This is a genomic window from Nitrosophilus labii (assembly GCF_014466985.1).
GTDB classification, from domain to species: Bacteria; Campylobacterota; Campylobacteria; order Campylobacterales; family Nitratiruptoraceae; genus Nitrosophilus_A; species Nitrosophilus_A labii.
Window position 1 is genome coordinate 1262979 of sequence record NZ_AP022826.1, and the last position, 12617, is coordinate 1275595.

Annotated in this window: 12 protein-coding genes; 5 read left to right on the forward strand and 7 right to left on the reverse strand. The window is 31.5% G+C overall.

Annotation, left to right across the window (positions count from 1 at the left end; genetic code table 11):
- Positions 1–10: 10 nt before the first annotated feature.
- From NIL_RS06315 to mqnE, 5 genes are all read right to left on the reverse strand, one after another.
- Positions 11–1342, reverse strand: a complete 1332-nt coding sequence (locus tag NIL_RS06315) for an ATP citrate lyase citrate-binding domain-containing protein (protein WP_187646963.1) — start codon at positions 1340–1342, stop codon at positions 11–13.
- A 159-nt stretch (positions 1343–1501) separates the two neighbouring features.
- On the reverse strand, positions 1502–2692 hold the full coding sequence (locus NIL_RS06320) for a glycosyltransferase family 39 protein (protein ID WP_187646964.1): 1191 nt from the start codon (positions 2690–2692) through the stop codon (positions 1502–1504).
- Complete coding sequence (locus tag NIL_RS06325; RefSeq protein ID WP_187646965.1) at positions 2689–3258, reverse strand: anthranilate synthase component II; 570 nt, start codon at positions 3256–3258, stop codon at positions 2689–2691. The genes NIL_RS06320 and NIL_RS06325 overlap by 4 nt, the downstream gene beginning before the upstream one ends.
- 1 nt (position 3259) lies before the next feature.
- Positions 3260–3706, reverse strand: coding sequence for a phosphoribosyltransferase (locus tag NIL_RS06330; RefSeq protein ID WP_187646966.1), 447 nt, complete (start codon positions 3704–3706; stop codon positions 3260–3262).
- Positions 3706–4767, reverse strand: coding sequence for an aminofutalosine synthase MqnE (mqnE, locus tag NIL_RS06335; protein ID WP_187646967.1), 1062 nt, complete (start codon positions 4765–4767; stop codon positions 3706–3708). The genes NIL_RS06330 and mqnE overlap by 1 nt, the downstream gene beginning before the upstream one ends.
- A 101-nt stretch (positions 4768–4868) precedes the next feature.
- Here mqnE and NIL_RS06340 point away from each other — a divergent pair, with 101 nt between their 5' ends.
- Genes NIL_RS06340 through flgL form a run of 5 tightly spaced genes read left to right on the forward strand, consistent with a single transcriptional unit; the run spans position 4869 to position 12007 of the window.
- Positions 4869–7394 (forward strand): [protein-PII] uridylyltransferase family protein, encoded by a 2526-nt coding sequence (locus tag NIL_RS06340; protein ID WP_187646968.1) that lies wholly within the window; start codon positions 4869–4871, stop codon positions 7392–7394.
- On the forward strand, positions 7394–9205 hold the full coding sequence (glmS, locus tag NIL_RS06345) for a glutamine--fructose-6-phosphate transaminase (isomerizing) (protein ID WP_187646969.1): 1812 nt from the start codon (positions 7394–7396) through the stop codon (positions 9203–9205). The genes NIL_RS06340 and glmS overlap by 1 nt, the downstream gene beginning before the upstream one ends.
- Positions 9206–9208: 3 nt before the next feature.
- Positions 9209–9568 carry a hypothetical protein gene (locus tag NIL_RS06350; RefSeq protein ID WP_187646970.1) on the forward strand — a complete coding sequence of 120 codons (360 nt, stop codon included), beginning with the start codon at positions 9209–9211 and terminating at the stop codon, positions 9566–9568.
- A gap of 34 nt (positions 9569–9602) precedes the next feature.
- On the forward strand, positions 9603–11015 hold the full coding sequence (flgK, locus tag NIL_RS06355) for a flagellar hook-associated protein FlgK (RefSeq protein WP_187646971.1): 1413 nt from the start codon (positions 9603–9605) through the stop codon (positions 11013–11015).
- Positions 11016–11062: 47 nt separating this feature from the next.
- Positions 11063–12007 (forward strand): flagellar hook-associated protein FlgL, encoded by a 945-nt coding sequence (flgL, locus tag NIL_RS06360; protein ID WP_187646972.1) that lies wholly within the window; start codon positions 11063–11065, stop codon positions 12005–12007.
- 1 nt (position 12008) lies between these two features.
- Here the strand turns inward: flgL and NIL_RS06365 are convergent, their stop codons facing one another.
- Together NIL_RS06365 and fliS are read right to left on the reverse strand one after the other, a co-directional pair.
- Positions 12009–12227 carry a hypothetical protein gene (locus tag NIL_RS06365; protein WP_187646973.1) on the reverse strand — a complete coding sequence of 73 codons (219 nt, stop codon included), beginning with the start codon at positions 12225–12227 and terminating at the stop codon, positions 12009–12011.
- A gap of 8 nt (positions 12228–12235) precedes the next feature.
- Positions 12236–12604: a flagellar export chaperone FliS gene (gene fliS, locus NIL_RS06370; RefSeq protein WP_187646974.1), complete on the reverse strand. Its 369-nt coding sequence runs from the start codon at positions 12602–12604 to the stop codon at positions 12236–12238.
- Between the last annotated feature and the right edge of the window lie 13 nt (positions 12605–12617).

Here is a 12617-nt window from a genome sequence, read left to right on the forward strand (position 1 = left end):
AATTCTCTCCTTATGCTTTTGCTTTATCTGCTTCAAGAGCCATTCTAACAATATCAGTAATATGAGTTTCCGGCCCATAAACTTCTATTGGCAAGCTTAGTCTATCTGCTGCCTCTTTAATATCTTTAAGACCTTTTTCATAATTTGGACCACCACGTCTTACGTAAATTCTAACACCAACATTTTTCATTTTATCCGCATATTTTTCAAAAGCTTGAATTATACCTGTAAATGTTTTGGCCACATCAGTAAAGTTTGCTATAGCTCCACCTATGATAAGTATTTTGTCTCTGCCTTGTTGATCTTTTTCTCTTGTCATCAAATCAAGAACTGTTTCGGTATAAAATCTAGTTTCATCAGTAGTAGGACCACCGGAATATTCACCGTAGTTGGCCAAATCTTCAACACCACCTGCAAGGTCAGCTATGGTATCAGCATATACAACAGAAGCACCACCACCTGCAACCAAAGTCCAGATTCTACCTTTAGGATTCAAAACGGTAAGCTTAAGTGAAGCACCGCTCTTTGCATCAGCTTCTGCAATAGCCTCTTCTTCAGGAGTTTTTTCTTCCATACCAAAAGGTGTAGGAAACTCTACATCTCCCCAGATATCTTTCATCATAAATCCAGCTGTATCATCAAGTCTTGCCACAAGGTCAAGAAGATAAACATTGTCGCCAACAATCACAACAGGGTTGATTTCAAGATATGCAAAGTTTAACTCTTTAAAAAATTTATAAAAACCTACTGCAAAATTTGCATAAACATCTTTTTTGTCTGAAGGGATATCAGAAGGAATATTCTCTTTTATTATTTTTTCAATCTCTTCATCTGAAGCATCTATAGGTATTTTGACCTCAACAACTTTATCCCAGTTTTCTTCAACTTCGACACCGCCATGAGCACTCATATAAAGAACATCATAGTTTTCATCTAAAGTTGTTGCGGCAATATAATACTCCTCATCTTCAGAGTGTGGAGTAAAAGGCTCTACTATAAAGTGTGTCAGAATACCTTTTTGTCCACTTAATAGAGTAGTTTCGGTACTTCTTTTTTCATCTATCCATTTTGCGGCATCTTCTAAAGTAACGTCCCCAGGTTTGTTAACTTTAAAAAGAACTAAATTGTTTTTTCCTCTTTTCCCGAAGAGCATATCAGGTTTCGCAACTAATGCCTTATCTTTTAGCCATTTATACTCAGGCTCTTGGGCAATTTTAAGAAGTTCTTCGCCACTTCTTACCAATACTGATTCGAAAGGATATTTTAAAGGGGCAAAATAATTATCCCAGTTTTTAGCAAAAAGTTTTTTGCCATCATATTCACGTATCGCTCTTTGAGCCATTCCATCTCCTTTAATAGTGTATAGTGCGCAAGCTCGTAGTGCATAGTGTATAGTTTTAAAACTACACACTACACACTACGAACCACTCACTTATTTTGTGCAATTGTAACATTCTTAAAAATATAAAGATATAAAAATAACAAATGAAAAAAAGAAACTTTACTTATTGTTTATTTTTGAAACATAATAGTTTCTCAAGATTATATTTTTGTGTCGAATCGAAACTTTTTTACTAAAAGGATAAATTTTTCTTTCACTTAAAAGATAATCTTCGCATCTATTGATACCGTAAAATTTAAGCTGATTTTGTAGTTTAGTATCGTAGGTTTTTACACAATCAATTCCCATTGTTTTAAGTTTATTGGCAAGCTCTTTTGATATATGAAAATTATAAGCAAAATGTTTTTTAGGATTCTCTAAGAGAGTATAAAGATGCTTATTAAATATTAACACAAGATCGTTTAATACTAAACTACCAACTACGACAAAAAATAATATTTTATGTTTTTTTCTAAATTGAGGCACCCTTACTCTATAACTTGATAGAAATTCTCTTACCATAAAGATTACGCCGATCAAAACAAACGGTGCAAAATCTTCAAAACTTATTTTTTGCCTAAAGGAAAGAAGAAGCGAAAAAATAAAAGCTATAAAAGAGATAAACCAGATAATATCCCTTTTTCCTTTTATTAAAATCCTATATATTGCGTAAAAGAAGTAAATAAATACAAATGGAGAAAAGATAGCTGAATAGATAGCGAAAGTATCTAAAAAGTAGTTTTTTGGTTTTCCGCTAACGTCAAAACCAAAAATATACATAGAAAATGCAAAAAAGACCAATGACAAGATTAATGTTAAATTATCTTTTTTATATATGGAATAAAAAAAGAGGGCCAAAAAGAATATCGCAAATGAGTTATCTATAAATAGCATTATAGGAAAAAGTACATAAGCTTTTTTATCAAACTTTATATAAAAATATAAAAACAGAAGTGTAAAAAAGATAACTAAAGGAGCTTCATTCACAACTAAAGATGAGCTTATAAAACCAGGGAGTATCGAAAATATAGTTGCGGCTAAAAAAGCGTCTAGCTCTTTTTTTAAAACTTTAGTAGATATATCAAAAAAAAGCAATATATTTGCTATATTTGTAGTAATAAAAAATAGTCTTAAAGAGAGATCATTTTGTCCTAATAATGAGCAGATAAAATTTGTAATATAGTGTAAAAGATAGCCCTCTTCATAAAAGATAAGAGCCTCTTTTGGAGAAATTGATAAAGTTGATGAAAGATACGCTAAAACAAAAAAGTAAAACAGAAGATAAGTATATAAAATATATTTATATCTCATAATTTTAGAAAATTGTCTATTATCTTATGACCATATTGACTCATTATCGATTCAGGATGAAATTGAACTCCGTAAATAGGTCTATCTTTTATCTGCAAAGCCATAATCTCTTTATCATCTTTGCTATATGCCGTAACTTCTATTTCTGCAGGAAGTTCATCCTGTTTTACTACCAAAGAGTGATATCTTGTAGCTATAAAATCATTTGGAATATCATTAAATATAGGAGTATCCTTTACAACTTCAATCATAGAAGTTTTTCCGTGCATCATATTTTTAGCTCTTATAATCTCTGCACCAAAAGCTTCAGCGATAGCCTGATGGCCTAAACAGATCCCAAAAATAGGTTTTTTATCTTTAAAATATTTTATAACATCCAAACTTATTCCAGCCTCTTTTGGTGTAGCAGGCCCAGGAGAGATGATAATCTTTTCAGGATTTAATCTCTCTATCTCCTTAATTTTCATTTCATCATTTCTAATAACCTTCAAATCGGCACCTAACTCTAGGCAATATTGAACTATATTATAAGTGAAACTGTCATAGTTGTCTATCATCAAAATCATCTTAAACCTTTAAATCAGTAGTCCAAAAAAAATCTATCCAATCTTGAGCGTATTTTACAAAAAAATCTGGTTTAAAATCTGCACCCTTTTTATAAAAAATAGCAGCCGTTTTTATATCTGTTCTTGGATATCTATCTTTAATTATCTTTACAACCTCTCTCATTGTTTCGCCACTGTCTATTATATCATCTACTATCAAAATTTTTTTTCTTCTACGTAAATCAGGAAGATTAAAAATCATCACACCTTCTAGTTTTTTAGTATCTTCATAACCAATAGAGTTTATTGTATATACATCTCTTATACCAAAATACTCTCCTAGCATATGGGCTATACTCATACCCCCTCTTGCAATCGCAATAATCGTATCAAAATCGAAATCTATACTTTTTGCCAATTTTTTCAGATCTTCTCTAAACTCCTCATATGGATAATAGACTTTTTTCATTACCAGACTTTCAGTTCATTATAAAGACTATCTCTCTCAACAGGTATAAAACCGCTATCTTTTATAAGATACACAAACTCCTCCAAAGGCATACCGTATCTGCTAGAAGCCCCGGCTGCGCTTTGAATAGCCTCTCTTTCTATCGTTCCGTCTAAATCGTCCGCCCCAAACTCTTGAGCTATTAAGGCTAGATTTATAGTTGAAGTAGCCCAATACGCTTTTATATGTGGAATATTGTCTAAAATCAATCTAGAGATAGCTATAGTTTTTAGATACTCCTGTCCCGTTACAAAATCTTTCACATTTAGATAGTTGTTTTCTCTTTGATATATTAGTGGAATAAAACAGTTAAAGCCTCCGGTCTTATCCTGCAAATTTCTTAGTCTTAACATATGTTCAACACGATGTTCTCTTTTTTCCACATGCCCAAAGAGCATAGTGGCATTGCTTTTTCTTCCTCTTTGGTGCCAAAGTCTGTGTATTTCAAGCCATTCATCAGAGCTAACTTTTCCTTTGCAGATATAACTCCTTACCTCTTCATCGAATATTTCCGCACCGCCACCAGGCATACTGTCAACACCGTTTTCAATCATCATATCTATCATCTCTTCATATGTGTAACCATACTCTTTAGCCAAAAAGTTTATTTCTGCCGCGGTAAGCGCTTTTACGTGTATATGTGGAAAGTTCGCTTTTATCTTTTTAAATATCCCCATATACCACTCAAGACCGGCTTTGTCATTATGAGCAGAGACTATATGAACCTCTTTAACTCCTCTTTTGCTAGCCTCTTCTACTATAGAAAGAATCTCTTCGTGACTCATGGTATAGGGATTTGGGTTTTTTCTGTTTGCGCTAAAAGCACAAAATTTGCAGATATCTTTGCAAATATTTGTAGGATTTATATGACGATTGATATTGAAAAAGCTCTTTTTACCGTAAAGTTTTTCTCTTTTTTTAAAAGCATATTTTCCAAGAGTAAAAATATCTAGTTCATAAAGTTTAATGCTATCTTCAAATTCTAGTCTTTCACCGCTCTCTAGCTTTTCTATAATATCCATTCTTTTCCTTTGTAACTGCTAGCCTGATAGCTCGTATGCATTAGCGCAATTATACAAAAAAAGAGTATAATTTTGAAAAACTTCAAAAAGGTCTAAATAGAATGGATCTAAAACTAAAAATTGAAGAGCTGTTAAATCAAAACGCCTCGGAGCTTGAGATATCAAAAACGCTAAGAGAGTATATAAAAAACTATTTTAAAACTTTGGATAAACTTTTCGAAAAGAGCCAAGGCAAGGACTTTCTAGTAAAACACACAAAATATATCGACTCCATTATACTCTCTATCTATAAAGTGGCGGTTAGAAAAATGTTTGGACTCTACACGCCTATGAGCAACTCTGTTCCTATTGCATTGATAGCTCTTGGTAGTTACGGTAGAGAGCAGATGGCACCCTACTCAGATATTGATCTGATGATAGTTTATGAAAATGTAGAAGGCTATAATGTAAAAGCTCTCATTGAAAAGATTTTATACATAATTTGGGATACAAAACTAAAACTTGGACATAGAGTTCACAAGCTAAACGAGCTTTTAGAGGTTTCAAGAGAAGATGAAACTATAAAAACCGCTTTAATAGAGTCTAGATTTATATGCGGTTCAAAATATCTTTGGTTTAAAGTAGAAAATGAATTAAATAGGATAAGATACGATAACCAAAAAGAGTTTATTTTTAAAAAGTTAAAAGAGGCTCAAAAAAGAAGAGAAAAGTACCCTATCTCCATGGAACCTAACATAAAAGAGGGTGTTGGCTCTTTAAGAGATGCGAATCTTCTTTTTTGGATAGCCAATATACTATATGGTATTAAAACATTAAAGGATTTAACTGGAAAGCTTTTTAGCGATGAAGAGTACAAAGATTTCAGAATAGCGCTTGAGTGGCTTTTTCGTATAAGAGCCGCTCTTCATCTTTGTGCAAAGAAAAAAAAAGATAGACTGCTTTTGCAATATATTCCTGACGTTGCGAAAAAATTGTCCATTAAAAGCAAAAACGAAAAAAAAGCTCAACAGATTCTGGTCTCAAGAACTTTGCAGGCTCTTCATACAATTGACTCTTTTTCGCAGATGTTTTCCAAAAAGATGATAAGAAAATTTCTTTATGACCCCAAAAACATATCTCTACTCAGAAAAAAAAGAGTTAATAAATATCTTTATATATGCAATAACAAAATATACTCCTCATTTTATACCAAAGAGAGAGCTTTAAAAGATTTTTTAGCAGTATTGGAGTTTTGCAATTTTAAAGAGTATGATTCAAGTTTTATTCACTTTACAAAAAGTGTAAGATTCTCAAAAAATCTCGATAAAAAAAGCAGGGCATTGATAAAAAAACTTTTTTTCAAAGAAAATCTTTATCCCATCTTAAAACTTCTTTACGATTCAGATCTTTTACCCGTAGTTATACCTCCATTAAAAAAAGTTATGTTTTTACCGCAATTTGATGGATATCATCACTATCCTGTAGATATCCATTTGCTATATACCATAAAATATCTTGAAAATATAGAAGACGATTTCATTAAAGAGATATACGAAAAACTCACAAAAACTGAAAAAGCCCTCTTAAAACTAGCGGCATTTTTACACGATGCAGGCAAAGGAAGAATCCAAGAACATAGCGAAGTTGGAGCGAAACTTTTTAGGGTTTTTTCAAAAAAGATAGGATTTAGTGATGAAATGACAGAACTTGGAAGCCTTTTGATAAAATACCATGTTTCTATGAGCAATACCGCCTACAGAGAAGATATTTACAACGAAAAAACACTCTTTTCGTTCACAGCTAAACTTAAAACCAAAAAAGCTTTAGACTTGCTGTATATTCTTACATATGCAGATATCAATGCCGTGGGAAAAGAGATATATACCTCCTACAATGCAAGACTACTTAAAGAGCTTTATTTAATGGCTAGTGAGACATTTGAGAAAAAAGAGATTTTGGAAGAGAGTGCAAAGAGACTAAAAAAAGAAGCGGCTTTGAAAAGAAACCAAAGATTTTTGAATCTTCCTAAGATTTTGCAAAAAAAGATACTATCTATAGAATCTAACCTCTTTTTTATTAAACATAAAGTTGACGAGATTATAGAAATATCATTAATGGCCTATCAAACAGAAGATTATCAATATAAAATAAAAAATGATGAGTACCTAAGTATCGAAATAATAAGAAAAGCACCTTTAAACCTAGGTTTTCTTCTAGGAAAACTAAGCTTTTTAGATGTGGCCTCTATGGAGGTTTTTAAACTATTTGATGATATAAAATATTTCAAAATAGAATTTTTAGAAAAAGTGGACGAAGGAAATCTAAGCTTCATACAAAAAATAGTAAAAGACTCTTTCGATATGAGCAGAAAAATAACCCTCAAAAGACCAGAAATAAAGAAAGAAGAGATTAAGATAAATTGTGAGCACTCCAATACTTATGCGTCACTCTTTTTAAATGTAAAAAATCAAAAGGGTCTTCTCGCATTTATCGCAACACTTTTTGACAAATACGGTATAGAGATAGCTACCGCAAAGGTTCATACCATAAAAAATAGAGCAAGAGATCTTTTTTTAATAGAAAAGAATGGAAACTTTTGCAATAATAAAGAAGAAATTATAAAAATTTTAACGGACGGTGAAACTTAATGTGTGGAATAGTAGGATATATCGGAAGTAATGATATAAAAAATTTTTTGCTTCAAGGCTTAAAAGAGCTTGAATACAGGGGTTACGACAGCGCAGGACTAGCTGTTATAGAAAAAGACTCAATGCAAGTTTTTAAAGCTGTAGGAAAGATAAAAAACCTCGAAGAAAAAACCAAAGATTTTAAAACAAAAAATTTTGGTATAGGTATAGCCCATACCAGATGGGCAACACATGGTAAGCCGACAGAATTAAACGCACATCCCCATTTAGGAGAGTTTAGTTACGTAGTTCATAACGGCATTATAGAAAACTATAAAGAACTAAAAACAGAACTTGAAGAAAACGGATACAACTTTATAAGTCAGACCGATACCGAAACTATAGTCCATCTTTTTGAAGATTATTATAAAAAAAGCAAAAGCCCTTTTGAAGCGTTTGAGAAAACAGTTTCTAAACTCGATGGTGCATACGCTATTTTGCTTATAACAAAAGCGGCACCCGATACTATATTTTTCGCTAAAAACGGCTCTCCGCTCATTATCGGAAAAAATGAAAAAAATGAGATATTTTTTGCATCTTCCGATGCTCCCTTGATAGGATATGCAAAAGAGGTTGCATATCTAGAAGATCATATTTACGGATATGTGAATAAAGAGGGAATAAAAACATTTTTGGAAAAAGAAGAGAAAAATCTAGAATTTAAACCTTTAACAGCAAATAAAGAGTTAGCGCAAAAAGGCGGTTTTAGATTTTTTATGGAAAAAGAGATATATGAACAATCAAGAGTAATTAGTGAAACTATGATGGGTAGAGTAAAAGCGGATAAAATCGAGTTTGAAGAGATTGAGGAAGGTTTTTTCACAGAGATTGAAAATATCAAAATATGCGCCTGCGGTACAAGCTACCACGCAGGGCTTAGCGCAAGCTATCTATTTGAGAGGCTCTCAAAAATCCCGACAAACGTAGAGATTGCCAGTGAGTTTAGATATAAAGAGCCCATTTTAAACAAAAAAACTCTTTTTATAGTTATCAGCCAAAGCGGGGAAACTGCCGATACTTTAGAAGCTCTTAAGATGGCAAAAAATGCGGGTCTTAAAACTTTGGCTATCTGTAACGTTGACAACTCGTCAATTGTAAGGATGGCCGATAGAACAATTCTTACAAGAGCGGGGATAGAAAAAGGAGTAGCTAGTACTAAAGCATTTGCCACTCAGATGATGGTTTTATGGATGCTAAGTCTTTATCTTGCACAAAAAAGAGCTACTCTAGATAAAGAGTCTATCTCAAAAGAGATAGACTCTATGCTTCATATCCCAAAAGTATTAGTGGTTGAAACCTCTTTGCACGAAAAGATAAAAAGATTATCAAAAAGATATCTTCACGGACACGGATTTTTTTACATAGGAAGAGATATTTTCTATCCCCTAGCGCTTGAGGGAGCATTGAAACTAAAGGAGATAAGTTATCTTCACGCAGAAGGATATCCTGCTGGAGAGATGAAACATGGTCCCATCGCTTTGGCTGATCCTGAACTTTTTACGATAGCTCTTATGCCCAAAAACCTACTTTATGATAAGATAAAAAGCAACGTAGAAGAGTTAAGCGCTAGAGACTCCACAATCCTTGCGATAAGTCCATTGGAGTTTGATATAGCTGATGATTTTATCAAAATAAAAGAGTATAATCATTATATGTTAGAATATTTTGAAATGATGTTAATAATACAGCTTTTGGCTCTTGAGATTGCAACAAGACTTGGAAACGATGTAGATATGCCAAGAAATCTTGCGAAAAGCGTTACCGTGGAGTAGATGATGAAAAAGACTGAAGAGTTGTTAAAAAATTTTTTAGAACTGTTAAAAAAAGAGAATAGACTCTTAATTGAGAGTTTAGGAAGTAAAGAGGCCTCAGAAGATCTTTTAGAGACTATCAAAAATAAAGAGTATGTTTTATCTGAGATTTTATCGTTAGAAAAAAAAGATGTTGAACCTTTTGAAGAACTGTTAATAAATATAGAAAACTTTACCCAAAGAAACAAAATACTTGCCAATGGCAATATAGAATTTATCAACGAGGTTTTTGAAGCTATATTTGAAGAAAATAGTACAAAACAGTATACTAAAGACGGATCTTTGGAAACAAAAAGAGAAACCATACTAAACAAAAAAGCTTAAATACCGATAATTAAAAAAACAAAAAAGGACAAATATGTCTCTTTTTAGCAACCTTTCAATAGGTTCTCAAGCATTAATAAGTTTTCAAAAAGGTATTAACGTAGTTAACAAGAATATGACTAACGTTTATACTGAAGGATATAAAAGAGAAATACCAACTTTTTCTAACTTTCCTACAGCAGGTGTTGATTTTGACGAAGCTAAAAGAGTTTATGATGACAGACTTTTAAATAGACTAATAGCTACAAATCAAGAAAAATCCTATTATGAAACTCTTAATTCAAATTTAGGAGATATAGAACAAATTTTTAATGATATAAATGGAAATGGATTTGGTGAGACTTTAGATAATTTTTTCTACTCTATGAATGATGTTATTACATCTCCAGATAATCTTGCCTCAAGAGATAGTTTTTTATATGCCTCTCAAACTTTAACAGGAAGAATAAGAGAAAGTTACGAAGAACTTTCAAATATTAGAGAAAATAATCAAAAAAGTATTCAATATGATATTGATCAATTAAACGATAAATTACAATCTATAGCAAAAATTAACGAAAATATAAAAATGAATCAAAACAATGATAGTGCTTTAAACAATAGCTTAAATGAAAGAGACAAGTTACTAAATGAAATTAGTGGATACATTGATACCAAAGTTGTATTTAACTCAGACGGTACTGTAGATCTTTTCAGTGCCAAAGGACATGCTTTGGTATTATATGATAAATCTTTTAGTCTTAGCTTTAAAACAGAACCTCAAACCGTTTCTATAACCGATCCGGATACTGGAGATATTCTAACATATACTAAAAATTTATCACAAATTTTAATTAATGGAAACAATCTTACACAAGAGTTTCAAAGAGGAAGCTTAGGAGGAAAATTGGCTACAGAAAAAGGTCTAGACGAAACTATATATAATCTAAATATTTTTACTTTTAAATTTGCCAATGAGATAAACTCCATTCACAGCTCGGGTTTTGATCTTAATGGTAATGCCGGTGAAAATCTATTTATAAATGAAAATAGTTTGAATACAACTAATATTGATGCTTCAAATATAAAACTGAACATTTCAGATCCATCAAAAGTTGCTGCCTCTGACTCAACTACAGACACACATAGCAACAATGAAAATATGAAAACAATGCTTAATTTAAAAGAGAATAGTTTTACTTTTTTACAAAATCAAACATTTAACGAGTTTTACAACTCATCTATAGTTGCAGACATAGGACTGAAAAAAAATCATATTGACAATTTATTTAACGAAAAAAACTCACTATATGAAAGTACCAAAGCAAAACTGGAGGAAATAAGCGGTGTAAATATGGATGAAGAGCTTATTAGACTTTCTCAGTTACAAAGAAGTTATGAAGCAAGTGCAAGAATAATAACAGTAACAGATGAGCTTTTGCAAACTGTTATGGGATTGGTCGACTAAAATTTTTTTAAAATCTACCGATAATAAAAAAAATATAAGGTTTGAGTATGAGGATAAGTGATAGCTATATTTACAATAACTTCTTAAGATACGATGCCGCGAGACAGAAAGATATAGCTAGATATACAAATGAATTATCTTCAGGTAAAAGAATACTAAACCCTTCTGACGATCCTCTTTCTAATGCTCAATCACTTCAATTCAAATCAATAAAAAGTGATCTAGATGGATACCTAAAAAATCTAGATATCGTACGGAATACCCAGCAAATAGCAGAATCATCATTAACTAGCATTGTAGATTCTGCTCAAGAAGTTAGAGCGGAAATAGTAAGACTTTCAAATACCGGTGTAATAGATATGGAAGATGCTGAGATATTAAAAGACTATTTTGTAGGAATGAGAGATTATATTGTCAATCAGGCAAATACACAAATAGGTGATAAGTATCTTTTTTCAGGTGTATCTTCGCAAAATGCTCCAATAGACGCAAATGGGGTTTATCAAGGTTCCGATATAGAAACAACGGTTCCGATAGCTAAAAATATCGAAGTTCCAGTTAGATACAATGGAAGAAACTATTTAGGAATAGATAATAACGACGATAAAATGATTTTAGTTAAAGTAATAGACAAAGTTGTAGAAATTATAGATAATGCAAAAAACGGAACTGGCTCTTTAAACGATATAAATAGCGCAAATGCTATAACCGTAAATGGAACTAACATGAATATTTTAGAAGGATTTGATATAGGACTAAACTCTGTTTTACAATATAGGTCGATAATAGGTAATCAAAATAAGATTGTCGAAGATATAAAAACTCAACACGAAATGTTCAAAGTTAATTATTCCAACCTAATATCACGGCTAGAAGATGTTGACTATACAAGCGCTATTTCAGAACTTGAAAAATCAAAAGTGGCTTACGAAGCTACTATAGCCTCTTTTACTCAAAACAAAGATCTATCTCTTCTAAAATACTTTAAATAGTTTAAATATTATATTTTTTGAGACTCTCTTTGTCTTTTATAGATTTTACAATTTCAGATTGAGACTCTTTAGCTTTTATTATCATCTCGTCAACCGCATTTTTCAAAAAAACCTTTTCTTCTTCGTTTAGGTTTATAAAATCTATACTTTTGATTTCCTCACTCAATAATAAGAGTTTATCGTACTCTTTTTTTTGGATAGCTAAAAAAACTTTATCCACAATATTTTTTAGATTTTTGATTCTATTCCCTCCCACCCTTCTTTTAGATTTTCTAAAATTTCGATTAGATCATCGATTAATTGCTTATCATTTTTAGCATGCACTGTTACCAAAGATCTATCTATAAAGTCATACAACATATGAAGATTTTTTGCTATTTCTCCACCCTGTTCAAAATCTAAAGATGAATCTAATGCTTTTATTATATCCGTAACTCTGGAAATATGTTCTATTTTAGATTTCAAATCATTATTATCTATATCTTCTTTAATCTCTTTTAAAGATATAATCGCTTTTTCATATAACAAAATTATCTGTTTTAATGGTGAAGCAGTTTCTACACTATTCTTAATATAAGCATCCAACGGATTTGCCATAAACTATTCCTTA